The sequence below is a fragment of the Gordonia sp. SMJS1 genome (assembly GCF_029866425.1).
Lineage (GTDB): Bacteria > Actinomycetota > Actinomycetes > Mycobacteriales > Mycobacteriaceae > Gordonia > Gordonia hongkongensis.
Map to the genome: position 1 here is coordinate 745,113 of NZ_CP123381.1, position 15,488 is coordinate 760,600.

Genomic DNA, 15,488 nt, shown 5'->3' on the forward strand with positions numbered 1-15,488 from the left:
GTGTCGGATTTCTACACGAAGACCGTGGCCCGGCCGGGTAAGGATCACCCGCTAGAACGCTTCTGGGATGTCGTGCCCCCTGAACCATGTGGGGTGAGCACTGATCCATTAGGCCGCGTCAAGGGTGATCACCCCAAGGTTCACACCGACGATCGATCGAGACGACCGAAGACGAGGTGAACGACCGACATGATCTGTGTGGGCAACGACTGGGCGTCGGATCATCACGACGTGTGCGTGATGGATGAACACGGCACCACCCTGGCCACCCGCCGACTACCCGAGAACGCGGCCGGCGTGACGGCGATGCATGACCTGCTCGCCCGGTTCGCCCACGACCCCTCTGAGGTGGTGGTGGGGATCGAAACCGATCACGGCATGTGGGTCGCCGCCCTGGTCGCCGCGGGCTATCAGGTGTATGCGATCAACCCGTTGTCGGTGTCGCGGTACCGCGACCGCCACCATGTCGGGGGCACCAAATCCGATAAGGCTGACGCGAAAACGCTGGCTGATCTGGTGCGGACCGACCGGCACAATCATCGATTGGTCGCCGCCGACACCGTCGAGGTCAAGGCGATCACGGTGATGGCCCGTACGCATCAGAATCTGGTGTGGGCGCGCTCAGCACAACAGAACGTGTTGCGCGCTCAACTGGGCGCCTACTATCCGGCCGCGGTCGATGCCTTCGGCGGCGACCTCGCCCACAAAGACTGCCTGGCGGTGTTGCGTCGCGCTCCCACCCCACGACAGGGAGCGGCACTGACGGTCGCGGCGATCCGATCAGCTCTGAAAAAGGGTGGCCGCCAACGCAATACCGATACCCGTGCCCGCGAGATCCAGCAGGCCCTGCGTGGGGGCGGTCATCTGAGCGCACCGGAGGCACTTACCGCAGCGTATGCGGCGACCGTGACCGTGACGGTGAACATGCTGACGACGCTCAACACCCAAATTGATCAACTGGAAACCAGTATGGCCCAGTCTTTTAGAGCGCATCCGGACGCCGAGATCTACCTGTCCATGCCCGGAGTCGGTGACATCACCGGCGCCCGGATGCTTGGCGAGTTCGGGGACGACCCCGAACGCTATGCCACCGCCAAGTCTCGCAGAAACTATGCCGGCACCTCACCACGGACCATCGCCTCAGGCAAAGGGCACGTCGTGCTGGCCCGCCATATCCGCAACACCCGCCTCAACGCCGCGGCCATGGCGATGGCGCAAAGCGCGCTGACCGGCAGTCCCGGCGCCCGCGTCTACTACGACAGCCTGCGAGATCAGAAGAAGTCCCACCCCCAAGCCTTGCGTGCGCTCGCCAACCGGCTCATCGGCATCCTCCACGGCTGCCTCAAACACCGCACCCTCTACAACGAACACACCGCCTGGAACCACCGCGCCAACCTCGCCGCTTGACACCTTGCACCCCTGGGATGTCTTCGTGGCTCGCTTCGCTCGCACCTCAGGGACCAATAAGTGTGTGGCTCTTTCGGATCAGGGACCAATAAGTGTGTGGCTCTTTCGGATTGGGGAGCGGAAATTCAGTCCGCGGCGGCGAGTCGTCTCTTCTCGGCCTCGACGTCGAAATCGGCGGCGGGCCAGTCGAGGTCGAGGCGAGTGAGCGCGTCGATGAGTAGTTCGCACACCGCGAGGCGCGCGAACCACTTGCGGTTCGACGGGATGACGAACCACGGCGCGGAGTCACGATCGGTCAGGTCGAAGATGGCCTGATACGCCTCGAGGTAGTCATCCCAGTGGCCGCGTTCGTCGACATCGCCCGGGTTGTACTTCCAGTACTTGTCCGGTCTTTCGAGGCGCGCGGCGAGGCGGCTCTTCTGCTCGTCCTTCGACACCACGAGGCAACACTTGACGACGGTGGTCCCGCCGGCGACGAGTTCGGACTCGAACTGGTTGATCAGGTCGTAGCGTTTCTCCCACACCGACTGCGGGACGAGGTCGTGCACCCGGACGGGGAGGACGTCCTCGTAGTGCGACCGGTCGAAGATCCCGATCCGGCCCGCGGGCGGCAGGGCGCGGTGGATACGCCACAGGAAGTCGTGCTGCAACTCCTCTTTGGTGGGTTTGCCGAACCCTTTGATCGACAGACCCTGAGGGTCCATCATCCCGCCCACGTGGCGCACGATGCCGCCCTTGCCGGCGGTGTCCATGCCCTGCAGCACGAGCAGAACCGAGCGGTGGTCACCGGCCCGCCCGTTGGCGTACAACAACTCCTGGAGATCGGCGAGAACCTCGCCGCGCTGCGCGAGCAACTCCGTGCCGGAGGCCTTGTCGCCGTCGAAGCCCGGCGTCGTCTCCGGGTCGAACGACGCGATCGGCCCGATGGCCCCGACGCGCAGGGCATCGGCGGCGGGAGTGGTCCAACCAGCGGTCATGGGGTCCTCTCGGGGTCGGATGCGGGCGCCGGATCGGCCGGGGGTGGGAACAGCGGCCCGCCACCGAACGCCGTGCGGTGTGAATCCGGCGGCGTGCCATCGTTGTTCACGATCCCATAGGCGGAACCGAGTTCGGCGGTGACGAGCGTGCGGCCGCTGAGGTCGGACAGCCCGGGATCGCCCGCCAGCCGGGAGATGACCCGGCCGACGAACTCGGGGTCCTCCGCGCGGGCGAGCGAGAAACCGGCGAATTCGTCGACGCCCAGCGACAGCAACAGCTCGGTGCGGATCAGGCCGAGCCACAACGAGATCGAGCTGACGCCGGTGCCCCGCAGCTCCACCGCCATGTCCGCGGCCATCTTGTCCAGGGCGGTCTTGCTCATCCCGTACAGGACCGAGTGCAGATGACCGCGCGAGCCGAACGACGAGATGTTGACGATGAGACCGCGGCCGGCGTCGGTCATGAGCCGGGCCGCGTGCACCGAGGCCACGTAATGCGCTCGCAGTCCGACGCCGATCAGGGTGTCCCAGTCGTCGACCGGTCGCTTCCAGAACGGGTCGGAGAACCCGCCGAAACCCTTCGGCGCGGCCCACGCGTTGTTGACGAGAAGATCCAGACCGCCTGCGCCGGTGGCGATCTCGTCGAACACCGCGGCCACCGCGGCGTCGTCGGTGTGATCGCAGGGCAACGCGCGGGCGCCGTCGGGGCCGGTTCCCTGTCGCGACGTGACATACGTCGTCCACCCGTCGTCGATGAGCGCACGAGCGATGCCGTACCCGACGCCGCGACTGCCGCCGGTGACGAGAGCGACGCGCGTCATCAGGCGCCGGGGGTCCCGGAGGCGGGATCGGCGGGCAGGGGGTCGGCGGGTGGGGGATCGAAGAGCGCAGGCGGCGCCGCCAGGAACTTCTCCCGGGACCCGTTGACCTGCCAGACACCCACGACCGCGCTCCAGACCATCATGGTCAGATAATCCACGACTTCGTCGGCGCTGAGGGTGCGTTTGGTCATCCACCAGTCCACGACGTGCTGGATACCGCCCACGAGCGCGTGCGACCAGAGCTCGGCGCCGGTGGTGTCCGCGCCGCGTTCGGCCATCCGCAGCTGGATGTTCCCCATCACCAACTGGGTGACAAGTCGCACCGAATCGGCGGGCGCCGGTGACGAGGTGGGCGAACTGGCCAGGGCGAACCGGTACAGCTGCGGTTCGTCGTCGACGGCGTGCACGTACACCCCGATGATGGTGTGGGTGAGCGTGTACTCGTCGAGATCGTCGGCGATCGCCTCGGTCAGCCGCGGGTAGATCGTCGTCTCGAAGAACCGCACCGTCGTCGCGACGCCGAGGTCGCTCTTGTCGGCGAAGTAGCGGTACAGGACGGTCTTGGAGACGCCGATGTGGGTGGCGATCTCGTCCATGCCGACGTCGGCGCCCAGTTCACGGACCGCGGCGATGACACCGTCGGTGAGTTCGGTGCGTCGGGCGAGCTTGTGCTTCTCCCACCGCTGTTTGCGACCGTCGGGTTTGGCGCCGGTCTCGGCGACCGACTCGGTGACCGTCGTCAGGACCTGTTCCAGCCCGCGCGTCACGTTGGCCGCGGCCGCCACTGCGGCGCGCGCGGCCGCGGCGGGATTCGGGCGGTTGGCCATCACGCAGCCAGCGTAGTCGCTCGATGGGTGACACTGGTTCCATGGCATCGACAGTCATCCCAGGAGTCGCCGTTCAGCACGACGGTCCGCCGGCCACGGCGTCCGCGCCCGGATTCGGCGGGAACAGCGCCGGCGACGAGGGCAGACGCAGGGACCTTCGCAAGATGAAAGCGGTGGCCACCGGCTTCTTGGTCTTCGCCGCGATCGTGTATCTGTTCACCCGCTACCTCGAGCATCGCGACGGCGCCGACGTCGCGGCCTGGGTCGGCTACGTCCGCGCGGCCTCCGAAGCCGGGATGGTCGGCGCGCTGGCCGACTGGTTCGCGGTGACCGCCCTGTTCCGCCACCCGCTGGGCATCCCGATCCCGCACACGGCCCTGATCCGCAAGAAGAAGGACGACATCGGCGAACAACTCGGCGGCTTCATCGAAGAGAACTTCATGACGCCCGATGTGGTGGTGTACCGAGCCGAGCAGCTGGATCTGCCCCGACGGTTGTCGACGTGGGTGGCCGACCCGCGCAACGCGCCGCGGGTGAGTGGCGAAGCCGCCCGAGCGATCAAGCTCGCCGCGGAGATGCTGCGCGACGAGGATGTCGAACAACTCATCCAGGCCGCGTTGAAGTGGGCGGCCGAACCCCAGTGGGCGCCGCCCACCGGCCGCATCCTCGAACAGCTGATCGCCGAGGATCGTCTGGAGCCGGTATTCCAGCTGCTGTGTGACCGGGCTCATGAATGGGCGGTCGGCAGCCAGGATCTGATCGATCGGGTCGTGGACCGGGACGGACCCCAGTGGACGCCGAAGTTCGTCAACAGTCTGGTGGGGGACCGGATCTATCGCGAGCTCGTCGACTTCACCTACAAGGTGCGGGTGGATCCCGATCACGAATTACGGCGTGCCATGCACGAATTCGTGGAGAAGTTCGCCGATGATCTGCAGCACGACCCCGAGATGATCGCCAAGTTCGAGGCTCTCAAGCTCGAACTGGTCGGGCGCGACGAGGTGACCGGTGCCGCGTCGACGGCGTGGCAGACCGGCAAGGCCGTCATCGAGGAGATGCTGTCGGACCCGAACAGCACGCTGCGGAACACTTTGTCGGACTCCATCATCCAACTCGCGGAACGTGTCCGCGACGACCGGCCGCTGCAGGAGAAGATGAACGGTTGGGTGGCGCGGGTCGCGCACCACGTCGCCGCGAACTACTCACAGGAGATCATCTCGGTCATCACCGAGACCGTGCGTGGTTGGGATGCCGATGACACGAGCCGCAAGATCGAACTACAGGTCGGCCGCGACCTGCAGTTCATCCGGATCAACGGCACCGTCGTCGGCGCACTCGCTGGGCTCGTCATCTACTCCACCTCGGTGCTGATCTTCTCCTGACGCATCGTCGCCGCATCGTCCGCGGCGTCGAACCGGGAGTTTGCTGTGTGCTTGCACGGGCTAGCACTGGTGTTGATACTGGGAGAACGGGCCGAAAGTCGGACACATCGCCGAACGTCGGGCCCCACCATGAGAACGGAGCGTTGATGCAGTCCGAGAAGGATGAAGCGTCCCCCGGCGCGGACCACGCCTCGGCCGCCGACTCCGCCGCACCGGGTGAAAGCTCCACTGCTGACCGCGTTTCCGGCGTCGAGGTGGCCGGCGACGACCCTGATTCGACGACCCCCATCGCGGTGGAGGCGGTCGAGGCCGTCGCCAACGCGGCCCAGGACATCGGTGCGTTCATCCGGTCCCAGCGGGTCGCGGGCAAGGTCTCGCTGCGCCAGCTCGCCGAGCGGGCGGGCGTGAGCAACCCCTACCTGAGCCAGATCGAACGCGGCCTGCGGAAACCGTCGGCGGAAGTGCTCGCCCAGATCGCCAAGGGTCTCCGCGTGTCGGCCGAGGTCCTGTACGTGCGGGCGGGGATACTCGAAGAACGGCCCGCGAGCCCGGTCCGTGATGCTCTCATCGCAGATGACTCCATCAACGAACGTCAGAAGCAGATGTTGCTGGAGATCTACGAGTCGTTCCGGAAAGAGAACACGATCGAGTCGACCGGCAAGGAGTAGTTGATGAGCGAGAACCCGTTGACCACAGCCGTGGGGCAGGTGGCTGCCTTGCTCGCAGACGTGCGTGAGCGCGGCGAGGCCGCGAGCGAGCAAGCCCAATCGAAGCTCGTCGAGACCGTCGGGTCGACCCAGGCGAAGGTCGCCGACGCGCAATCCAAGATCGCCGAGACCGTCGAGAACACCCAGTCCAAACTCGCCGAGACGGTCGGTTCGACACAGTCCAAGCTCGAGGCGCGGATCACCGGTTCGCGGGACGACGCCCAGGCCCGGATCGACGAGGCGCTAGCCACGGCACTGGCCATCTTCGAGGACGCGAGGACCAAACTGTCGGCGCTGCCGGTCGAATTGCCCGCCGAGATCGAGGATCTGAAGGCGCGGTTCTCCCCGGAGGAACTGCGCAAGGTGGCCGAGGCGTACCTCGCGGTGGCCGCGGGACTGCTGACTGCGCTGGCGGAACGACGCGACGAGGCGGTGGAGAAGCTCAAGTCACAACCGCTCGTCGGCGAGAACCTGCCGAAGCTCGAGAAGGTGTACAACGACGCCGTCGGTCTCACCGAAGACGCGCTGGGGACGATCTCCGAGCAGACGCGGGCGGTCGGCGAACGTGCGCTGAAGCTGGCGAACCGGGCCGACGATGCGCCCCGCGACGAGAAGCCACGCATCGAGCCGCCGGTGAAGTCGGGAGGCGACATCGTTCCGCCGGCGAAGGCCGCGACGAAGGCGGCGCCGGCGAAGAAGGCGGCACCCGCCGAGAAAGCCGCAGTCAAGACGGCGCCGGCCAAGGAAGCGGCGAAGAAGGCATCGCCGGCGAAGGAAGTGGCGAAGACGGCCCCGGCGACAAAGACTCCGGCGACCAAGGTCCCGGCCAAGAGTGCGCCGGCCAAGAGCACTCCGGCGAAGAAGGCGGCGACGGAGAAGGCGGCGCCGGCCAAGGCGCCCGCCAAGAAGGCCGCCGCCGTCAAGGGTCCGGCCGAGCGGGCTGCCGCGAAGACCGCCGCCAAGAAGGCACCGGCCAAGAAGACCCCGGCGAAGAAGGCTCCGGCGAAGAAGGCTGCGACCACACAGACCGCGGTCAAGAAGACCCCGGCGAAAAAGGCCGCCGCGAAGCAGACCCCGGCCAAGAAGGCTGCTACCCAAAAGGCCCCGGCGAAGAAGGCGTCTCCCGGCGCCGAATGATCGTCGACGTGCCGGGTGACCGCACCGCGTCGTAGGGTGTCGCAGCAAACGGCACTCGCGCGACTACAGTGTTCGACGTGGACTTCTTGATGGTTATGGCAGCTGGACAGAGCTTGATCTTGTGGGCGCTTACTGTGGTCGCGGGTGTCGCAGCGGTCGTCGCTCTCATCCACGCGGCAATTCAACGTCCGGATGCGTTCCCTGCGGTTGACCGCCAGAGCAAGGTCATTTGGGTGTCGATCCTTGCTGCGGCGGTCCTATTCATCTGGTTTTTCCAGGCGCCGACGTTGCTGTACATCATCGGAGTGGTCGCGATGCTCGTCTACCTCGTCGACGTACGCAAACGGGTCGACGACATCCAGGGCAAATCCTGGTTCAGCAAAAGGGCCTGACGCATCGTGGCGGAGTATCGGATCAACGACCTGGCGGAGGCGTCCGGGGTCAGCGTTCGCAACATCCGGGTCTATCAGGACCGCGGACTGTTGCCGCCGCCCACCATTCGCGGACGCGCCGGTTGGTATTCCGACCAGCACCTCGTCCGGCTGAACCTGATCTCGCGCATGCTCGAGCGCGGTTACACCTTCGCCACCATCAGTGAGCTGCTGCACGCGGCGCATCACGGCATGCGGGTGGAGCAGATCCTGCGCGGCACACCGAAGGGCGGCCGGTTCCGCAACTTCAAGCGCGCGGCGACGATCACCATCACCGAGTTGCGCAAGACGCTGAACGCCAGCGACCGGTCGATCGCGCTCAGCCAGAAGCTCGGACTGCTGGCGAAGGACGGCGCGCACTACGCGATTCGCAACCCGGAATTGCTCGAGGGGGCCGAGATCCTGGTCAAGAGCGGGGTCGACATCGATGTCCTGCTCGACCGGTGGGTCCGCGTCCAGGAAGACCTCGAAGATGTCGCCACCAGCTTCGTCTCGATCATCACCGACAAGTACTTCGACGAGAACCTCCCCGACCTGGGCGAGGCCGGCGTCAGCGAGATGGCCGACCTGATCCAGACGGTTCGGCCCATCGCCCACGAGATCGTCGAGACGACGTTCCGCAAGGCGCTCGACGAGCAGATCTCCAAGGCGATCGGGGAGGCGGCGACCTACTTCGACGCCGAGGTGCCCCCGCCGGTCCTGCCCGCCGACGAGGAGTCGGAGCCGGCACAGACGGACTATGAGACAACGGACGTTGGTACATTGAACCCCGAGACGGGGCGCTGAGCCGGATTCGGTGCCTCGCAGAGGACCAGTGAGGTCCTCGACAGGTGAGGAGTGCCGGATGAACACGAAGTCTGTGGCCAGTGCGGGCAGCGTTGCCACCGCGATCGGGGCGGGCGTGGTCGCGCTGGGAATCGGAACCGTCTTCGCGCGACTCGCGCGCGAGGCACTGCAGGCCGAATTCGCCGTCGACGACGGCCCGGACGATCTCCTCACCCGCCCGGACAACGCCCCGCAACGTCTCGAGGTCCCGACCGCGGACGGGGCCCGTCTCAATGTCGAGGTCTACGGTGACCCCGACGGCCCCGGCGCCGACGACACCGGCGACGTCATCGTGATGGTCCACGGCTGGACCTGCAACACCGCCTACTGGTACCCGCAGATCAACCACCTGGCCGCCTCCGAGGGCGGCTCCCGCCGGGTCGTCACGTACGACCAGCGCGGCCACGGTGGCAGTGAGCGCGGCCACCGCCGACCGACCGTCGCCATGCTCGGTGAGGACCTCGACGCGGTGCTCGAGGCGGCAGTGCCGGCCGGTCGCCGCGCAATCCTGGTGGGGCACAGCATGGGCGGCATGACCATCATGTCGTGGGCGGCCCAATACCCCGAGAAGGTCGGATCGCTGGTGTCGTCGGTGGTGCTGGTCTCGACCGCCGCCAAGGCGGTCATGGACAACCACCTGCTGATCCCGGTCGATCTGCCGGTGTACGCCAAACCGTTCGCGCCGGCCGCCGCGAAGATGATCACCTCGGTCCCGGTTCCGATCCCGAAGACGTCCTACGGCGTCCGCTTCTCGCACTACGTCGCCCTCGGGCCGCACGCCCGCCGGGCGCACGTCGAGTTCGTCGACGAGATGATCGGCTCGTGCCCGCCGCGCGCTCGGGCCGGGTGGGGTTCGGCGATGGGGAAGCTCGATGTGACCGCCGGACTCGAGGCGTTGACGGTGCCGACCACCGTGGTCGTCGGCACCGAGGACCGGCTCACCCCGCAGGTACACGCCGAGCAGATCGCCGAGGTGTTGCGCCGCAACGGTTCGCTGCGAGAGCTGGTCGTCTACGACGGCGTCGGACACATGTCGAGCATCGAGGCCGCCGAGCGCTTCAACGCCCTGCTCGACGACGTCGTCGCCGAGAGTTCCCGGGAGACAGCGGATCTGAAGGACGCCCAGTCGGTCTGACCGGTCCTTCCCGTCACAGACTGCAGTTGACCAGAACCGGCTCGGGCCGCAATGTCACCCCGAACGCCTCGACGACGCCGTCGCGGACCTCGCGAGCCAGATCGAGGAGCTGGGCGGTGGTGGCGGCGCCCCGATTGGTCAGCGCCAGAGTGTGCTTCGTCGAGAGTCGGACCGCCGCGTCCGGGCCCGGGTGCCCACGGTGGAAGCCTGCCCGTTCGATCAGCCACCCGGCCGACAGTTTGATCGCCGCGTCGGTGTCATCGGTGCCTGCGCGATAGGCGGGGATCGCGACATCGTCGCCGACGCGCGCCGCGATCCGGTCGAGCACCGCCGGGGCGTCATCGCCCGGCACGATCGGGTTGGTGAAGAACGAACCGGCGCTCCAGGTGTCGAAGTCCGTCGCGTCGAGCACCATGCCCTTGCCCGCGCGCAGGTCGAGCACGGCTGCACGCACCGTGGCGGCGTCGACCCGATCGTCCGGCTCGACCCCCACGCAGGTCGCGAGTTCGCGGTAGCGGATCGGCTGGCTCACGCGATCGTCGTTGAGCCAGAACGAGACCGCGACGACCACGAAGTCGTGCCGGTGCTTGAGATTGCTGGTCCGGTAGCCCAGACCGAGCTCGGTGGGGGAGACCCACCGCAGGTTGCCTGAGCGTCGATCGAGGACCTGAACCGATCGGAGGATGTCGGCCACCTCGACGCCGTATGCCCCGACGTTCTGCACCGGGGTCGCCCCGGCCGCGCCGGGGATCCCGGAGAGGCACTCGAGCCCGCCGAAACCGGCGTCGACCGTCGCGGCGACCAGCTGGTCCCAGCCCACGCCGGCGTCGGCGACCACGTGCGGCCGTCCCGACTCACGGCCAGAACCGAACTCGACGCGGCCGCTGGCGAGTACGACCGCCGTCCCGTCGAACCCGGCGTCGCCGATGACGAGGTTGGAACCGCCGCCGACGACGAGGACCGGCTCGGACCGTGCATCGAGGTCGAGGATGGTCTCCACGATGGTGCGGGTGTCTTCGCAGCGGATGATCTCGCGGGCGGGCCCACCCAGACGCAGGGTGGTCAGCTCGGCGAGGGGCGCGCTCAGCGGCGCCTGCGTGTCGGTCACGTCCTCAACGTTAACCGGCGGGCGGTAGCGTTCTCATCATGGCGAGCAAGCTGCAGCACACGGTGTCCTATCCCTTCTCCACCGCGCGTCTGTGGGCGATCTACACCACCGAGAAGTACTGGCACGACCTGGTGGAGCGTATGAACTCCGGGCACGGGCATGTCGAGAAGGTGACCATCGGCGAGGACACGGTCACCGTCGAGATCCAGCAGGGCATTCCCGCCGACAAGCTGCCCTCCGCGGTCACCAAGGTCATGCCGGGCGACCTCCGAATCCCGCGCAAGAACACATACCGCCTGGTCGGCGACCGGATCGAGGGGGAGACGCATGCCACGGTCGACGGGGCGCCGGTGCCGGTCGACGTCACCGGCACCACCGTGACGTCGGGTGACCCGGCGACCACCGACAACCGCGCCGAGGTGTCGGTGAATCTCCCGCTGTTCGGCGGGAAGATCGAGAAGTCGGTGGTCAGCGAGCTGTCGGCGCTGCTCGACGCCGAGCGCGGACACACCGTCGAGTGGGAGACCGAGAATCCGCTGACGTAGCCTGGTCTGCATGGCACGACGGCTCAGCTACTCCGCTCGGTACACGCAGTCCGCGGAGAAGCTCTACCAGGCCCAGAGCATCAAGCAGTACTGGGACGACATGATGGCGGGCTTCCAGATGATCTCCCCGCATTGCGAGGTCGATTCCTTCGTCTCCGACGAGACGGGTATCCGGGTGGTCCTCAAGCAGACGATCGGGCGCGACCAGCTGCCCGCGCTCGCGCAGACGGTGATGAAGAAGGACATGGTCATCACCCGCGAGGAGACCCTGGGCCCGTTCGACCCGGACAACACGAAGGGCACCTACAACGCCTCGATCCCGGCGGGACCGGGCAGCCTCAACGGTTGGCAGGAACTCTTCCCCACCGAGAACGGTGGCTGCACGATCCGCCGGACCAGTGAGGCGAAGGTCTTCGTCCCGTTCGTCAACGGCAAGCTCGAGCAGATGATCCTGATCAACCTCGTCGACCTGTTCCGCGCCGAGGCGGAGTACGCCAAGGACTGGGTCGACAAGAACTTGTGATCCGAGCCGGCCGCCCGTCCGTCAGGTCCGAGCGCATCGAGCACAGACCGCAGGGCCGGGTCACCCGGGGCACGACGAACATCAACCGGCTCCGGCGGGTGGACAGGTGGATGGTCCACTCCCCGCGGGTGCGTGCCGCCCTGGACGTGCCCCGGCCGCTGGTCGTCGACCTCGGCTACGGTGCGCGTCCGGACACGACCGTCGAGATGGCCGAACGGCTCCGCGCGGTCGCCCCGGATCTGGAGATGGTCGGTCTCGAGATCGACCCTGCCCGCGTGGTCGAGCCCCGTGCCGGCGTGCGGTTCGGTCTCGGCGGCTTCGAGCTGGGCGGCCTGCGACCCCGGGTGGTGCGCGCGTTCAACGTGCTGCGTCAGTACGACGAGAACGAGGTCGACGACGCATGGGCACGAATGCGCTCCGCGCTTGCGCCGGGCGGGGTCATCGTCGAGGGCACGTGCGATGAGATCGGCCGACGGTGCAGCTGGGTCCTGCTCGACGTCGACGGGCCGGTGAGCCTGACCCTCAGCTGGGCGCCGGAGCATTCGGACCGTCCGTCGGACCTGGCCGAGCGACTGCCCAAGGCGCTGATCCATCGCAACGTGCCGGGCGAGCGGATCCATACGCTGCTGGCCCTGGCCGATCAGTGCTGGGACATCGCCGCGCCGCTGGCGCCGTACGGCCCGCGCGCCCGCTGGGTGCATGCGGTCGGTCTGCTGCGCGACCGTGGGGTCGACTGCGAGGTGCCGCGGCGCCGCCTGTCCGACAACGTGCTCACGGTTCCCTGGGAGACCGTCGCACCGGCTGGATAATGTGGCCGTCATGCGTGTCGCGATGGCCCAGATCAGTTCGACCGACGACCCCACCGCCAACCTCGAGACGGTGCGTGCGGCCACCGCCGACGCGGCGTCACGCGGCGCGGAGCTCGTCGTCTTCCCCGAGGCCACGATGTGCCGGTTCGGGGTGCCGCTGAAGCCGGTCGCCGAGGATCTCGACGGTCCGTGGGCGCGCGGGGTGTCCGAAGTCGCCGCGGCGTCAGGGGTCACGGTGGTGGCCGGGATGTTCACACCCGCCGGCGACGGCCGGGTCCGCAACACCGTCGTCGTCGCACACCCGGACGGGACACGCCGCGGGTACCACAAGATCCATCTCTACGACGCCTTCGGATTCACCGAGTCGAAGAATGTGGCCGCCGGAGCGGAGCCGCTGACCTTCGCGGTCGGCGACGTCACCGTCGGCGTGGCCACCTGCTACGACATCCGATTCCCCGCCTTGTTCACCCACCTCGCACGGAGGGGCGCCCAGGTGATCGTGGTACCCACGTCGTGGGGTTCCGGACCGGGCAAACTCCGTCAGTGGGAGGTGCTGGCCTCGGCCCGAGCGCTGGACTCGACGACCTTCGTCGTGGCCGTCGACCAGGCGTTTCCCACCGACGAGGCGGCCGCGTCGTCGAGTGCGCCGACCGGAATCGGACACAGCCAAATCACAGACCCATTCGGTACGTTGGTCGCCGCGTATCCGGATAGCATCCGGGTGGACGTGCACGACCTCGACCTAGCACTGGTCGACCAAGCCCGTACGCAACTGGCAGTCCTCGCCAACGAGCGCCCACTGCCGGTCGGCGGCGAGACGGACAACGACGTGACGCCGGCCCACACGCGGCTCCGCGAGTCAGACGACCCAGGACGGAACCCATGAGCGACAGCAACACGCCCCGCCCCGATTCCTCATCCGGGGACCCCGCCGACGCAACCGGCAAGCACGATCCGAACACGAACAACCCCGGCGATCCCGATCCCGCGACCGGTGAGCCGACCTCGACGGGCCAGGGCGGCGAATGGCGTCCGGTGTCCGGCACCGAACAGGGCGAGCCGCCCGCGACCGAGCAGTTCGCGACCGAACCGATCGTCCCGGGAGCACAGGCCTACTCGGCCATCCCGCCGTCCGACGCCGACACCGGCACCATCGGCGGTGCCAAGCCCCCCACCTCGCAGTTCGCGCCCGGCGAAGACCCGTACGGGGCCGGGACGGCCGCCTCGGGACCGATTCCTCCGGGACCCGCCGACTCCACCGGCAGCGGACCGGTCCTCACCTCCCCGCGCAAGAAGCGGAGCACCCGCAAGATCGTCGCCCTCAGCGTCGTCGGTGTGCTGCTCCTCGCGGTCATCGCCGCGGTCGGCAGCGAGCTGTACCTGCGCAACAAGGTCACCAACTGTCTCGAGGAATCCTTCAGCGGGCTGACCGGCGTGCCGACCGAGGTGTCGCTCAGCCGTAAGCCGATCCTCCTGCAGGGCAGCGGCGACATCCCGTTCGTACAGGTCGACACCGATGACAGTGCCGGGGGCGTCCGTCTGCACATGCGTGCGGACGGAATCTCGGGCACCGAGAACTCCACCGACATCCAGAGTCTCGACGGCACGGGTTTCATCCCCTACGAGCGGATCGTCGAACTCAGCAAGGAGCAGGCCGGGGCGTCCGGTCAGAGCACCGGCACCCCGACCGGTGGCGTCGGCGCGGTCGAGCAGATCACCGGCAATGCGGCCGACGGCACCTTCGAGGTGCAGGCCGCCTTCCCGGTCATGGTCTTCCAGGTGCCGGTGTCGGCGACCATCAAACCGGTGCTGAACGACGGCCGGGTCGACTTCGAGGTCGTGAAGGCCAGCGCCCTGGTCTTCGGCATCCCGCCGGACTTCGCGCAGCAGATCGTCGACCAGATCACGACGTCGTCGCTCGGCCCGTTCTTCGACGAGGTGCAGGTCGACTCGCTCGAGGTGACCGACAGCGGGCTAGAGTTCGCCATCAGCGGTTCGGACGTGCAGCTGACCAGTGAGATGACCGGCACGTCGTCGCAGAGCCAGTCGGGCGGTTGCTCGGTCTGACCGGGACTGGGACTCAGACCGCCGGCGGCGGGTCGACGGTCAGGAACCAGACCGTCGGTCCGTCGGTCAGCGTGAACTCTTCGTAGACCCGGCCGCCCCACTTCCGTGCGTACACGTCGACCATGTGGGCGTCGGCCGTGCTGGCGGTGACCGGCGACCCCGCGCCGAGGGCCTCCTGCAGGACGGGTTCGAGCATCGCCGCGAGAGTGCCGTTCCTTCGATGGGCCGGGTGGACGAGCGCGAACACGATGCTGTGCGCGGAATCGATCGCGAGCGCACGCGATTTCTCCTGGAGTTCACGGAATCGTGGAATCAAACCATCCAGGGCGGTCACGAAATGGCGTGTACGGTTCGCCAGTTCGTCGTCGACCGGTTGGGTCCGATGATCGGGGCCCGCCACCGCGATCAGTCCGGTCAATTCCCCGGTGGTGGCGAACAGGCCCCGCAGGCCCGGTAGGAGATCGGTGAAGAGGACGTCGCCATACCACCGGAACACTTCGGGCGGGGAGTTCTCGCCCAGGAGCCATCGATAGACCGGGACCTCCTGCATTCCCGCCGCGAGAAGGTCGAGCGCGGGCGGGCGGTCGGCGGCCGTCAACGACCGTGATCGAGTCCCGGTCGCGTGAATGCTGACCATTGTTCCATGCCACCATGAAATCCCCGCGAATGTTTCCGGTCGGGTGTATTCCGCGGTCGATGGCACGAGATTCATGTGTTGTTTAGAACGGCATTTGAGAACCCAAACCAAGAATTATTCATATCGCAGGACGATTCCGTGATCGGTCTG

Annotated in this window: 17 protein-coding genes; 12 read left to right on the top strand and 5 right to left on the bottom strand. The window is 67.5% G+C overall.

The window, feature by feature from the left end; translation table 11 throughout:
* Window positions 1-189 precede the first annotated feature (189 nt).
* Window positions 190-1,407 carry an IS110 family transposase gene (locus tag QAD21_RS03455; RefSeq protein ID WP_159369979.1) on the top strand — a complete coding sequence of 406 codons (1,218 nt, stop codon included), beginning with the start codon at window positions 190-192 and terminating at the stop codon, window positions 1,405-1,407.
* A 125-nt stretch (window positions 1,408-1,532) separates the two neighbouring features.
* Here QAD21_RS03455 and QAD21_RS03460 read toward each other — a convergent pair whose 3' ends face one another.
* The 3 genes from QAD21_RS03460 to QAD21_RS03470 are packed head-to-tail and all read right to left on the bottom strand — an operon-like array spanning window position 1,533 to window position 4,032.
* Window positions 1,533-2,384: a polyphosphate kinase 2 family protein gene (locus QAD21_RS03460; protein WP_165630621.1), complete on the bottom strand. Its 852-nt coding sequence runs from the start codon at window positions 2,382-2,384 to the stop codon at window positions 1,533-1,535.
* On the bottom strand, window positions 2,381-3,205 hold the full coding sequence (locus QAD21_RS03465) for an SDR family NAD(P)-dependent oxidoreductase (RefSeq protein WP_058251275.1): 825 nt from the start codon (window positions 3,203-3,205) through the stop codon (window positions 2,381-2,383). Before QAD21_RS03465 ends, QAD21_RS03460 begins: the two co-directional genes overlap by 4 nt.
* On the bottom strand, window positions 3,205-4,032 hold the full coding sequence (locus QAD21_RS03470; RefSeq protein ID WP_176455861.1) for a TetR/AcrR family transcriptional regulator: 828 nt from the start codon (window positions 4,030-4,032) through the stop codon (window positions 3,205-3,207). Before QAD21_RS03470 ends, QAD21_RS03465 begins: the two co-directional genes overlap by 1 nt.
* A 41-nt stretch (window positions 4,033-4,073) precedes the next feature.
* Between QAD21_RS03470 and QAD21_RS03475 the strand changes: the two genes are divergently transcribed.
* The 6 genes from QAD21_RS03475 to QAD21_RS03500 all read left to right on the top strand — a co-directional run bounded on the left by QAD21_RS03475 (window position 4,074) and on the right by QAD21_RS03500 (window position 9,649).
* Complete coding sequence (locus tag QAD21_RS03475) at window positions 4,074-5,414, top strand: DUF445 family protein (RefSeq protein ID WP_078111699.1); 1,341 nt, start codon at window positions 4,074-4,076, stop codon at window positions 5,412-5,414.
* A 146-nt stretch (window positions 5,415-5,560) separates the two neighbouring features.
* Complete coding sequence (locus QAD21_RS03480; protein ID WP_280360533.1) at window positions 5,561-6,082, top strand: helix-turn-helix transcriptional regulator; 522 nt, start codon at window positions 5,561-5,563, stop codon at window positions 6,080-6,082.
* 3 nt (window positions 6,083-6,085) lie between these two features.
* Window positions 6,086-7,258, top strand: a complete 1,173-nt coding sequence (locus tag QAD21_RS03485; RefSeq protein ID WP_068970379.1) for a heparin-binding hemagglutinin — start codon at window positions 6,086-6,088, stop codon at window positions 7,256-7,258.
* 68 nt (window positions 7,259-7,326) lie between these two features.
* Entirely contained in the window at window positions 7,327-7,650 is a 324-nt protein-coding gene (locus QAD21_RS03490; protein ID WP_068970378.1) for a DUF2516 family protein, read from the top strand.
* A gap of 6 nt (window positions 7,651-7,656) precedes the next feature.
* Window positions 7,657-8,475 carry a MerR family transcriptional regulator gene (locus QAD21_RS03495; RefSeq protein ID WP_068970377.1) on the top strand — a complete coding sequence of 273 codons (819 nt, stop codon included), beginning with the start codon at window positions 7,657-7,659 and terminating at the stop codon, window positions 8,473-8,475.
* A gap of 58 nt (window positions 8,476-8,533) precedes the next feature.
* Entirely contained in the window at window positions 8,534-9,649 is a 1,116-nt protein-coding gene (locus QAD21_RS03500) for an alpha/beta hydrolase (RefSeq protein ID WP_068970376.1), read from the top strand.
* 13 nt (window positions 9,650-9,662) lie between these two features.
* Here the strand turns inward: QAD21_RS03500 and QAD21_RS03505 are convergent, their stop codons facing one another.
* On the bottom strand, window positions 9,663-10,757 hold the full coding sequence (locus tag QAD21_RS03505) for a UDP-N-acetylmuramate dehydrogenase (protein WP_068970375.1): 1,095 nt from the start codon (window positions 10,755-10,757) through the stop codon (window positions 9,663-9,665).
* Between the two features lie 38 nt (window positions 10,758-10,795).
* On the opposite strand from QAD21_RS03505, the gene QAD21_RS03510 reads away from it, so the two are divergent.
* The 5 genes from QAD21_RS03510 (at window position 10,796) to QAD21_RS03530 (ending at window position 14,701) form a co-directional block, all read left to right on the top strand.
* On the top strand, window positions 10,796-11,302 hold the full coding sequence (locus QAD21_RS03510; protein WP_068970374.1) for a DUF2505 domain-containing protein: 507 nt from the start codon (window positions 10,796-10,798) through the stop codon (window positions 11,300-11,302).
* A 10-nt stretch (window positions 11,303-11,312) separates the two neighbouring features.
* Window positions 11,313-11,825 carry a DUF2505 domain-containing protein gene (locus QAD21_RS03515; RefSeq protein ID WP_058251265.1) on the top strand — a complete coding sequence of 171 codons (513 nt, stop codon included), beginning with the start codon at window positions 11,313-11,315 and terminating at the stop codon, window positions 11,823-11,825.
* Between the two features lie 110 nt (window positions 11,826-11,935).
* Complete coding sequence (locus QAD21_RS03520; protein ID WP_068970384.1) at window positions 11,936-12,634, top strand: methylase; 699 nt, start codon at window positions 11,936-11,938, stop codon at window positions 12,632-12,634.
* Window positions 12,635-12,644: 10 nt separating this feature from the next.
* Window positions 12,645-13,520, top strand: a complete 876-nt coding sequence (locus tag QAD21_RS03525; protein ID WP_068970383.1) for a carbon-nitrogen hydrolase family protein — start codon at window positions 12,645-12,647, stop codon at window positions 13,518-13,520.
* A complete protein-coding gene (locus tag QAD21_RS03530; RefSeq protein ID WP_068970373.1) occupies window positions 13,517-14,701 on the top strand; it encodes a DUF2993 domain-containing protein in 1,185 nt (394 codons plus the stop codon). The genes QAD21_RS03525 and QAD21_RS03530 overlap by 4 nt, the downstream gene beginning before the upstream one ends.
* A gap of 13 nt (window positions 14,702-14,714) precedes the next feature.
* Here QAD21_RS03530 and QAD21_RS03535 read toward each other — a convergent pair whose 3' ends face one another.
* A complete protein-coding gene (locus tag QAD21_RS03535; RefSeq protein ID WP_068970372.1) occupies window positions 14,715-15,338 on the bottom strand; it encodes a hypothetical protein in 624 nt (207 codons plus the stop codon).
* Window positions 15,339-15,488: the final 150 nt, after the last annotated feature.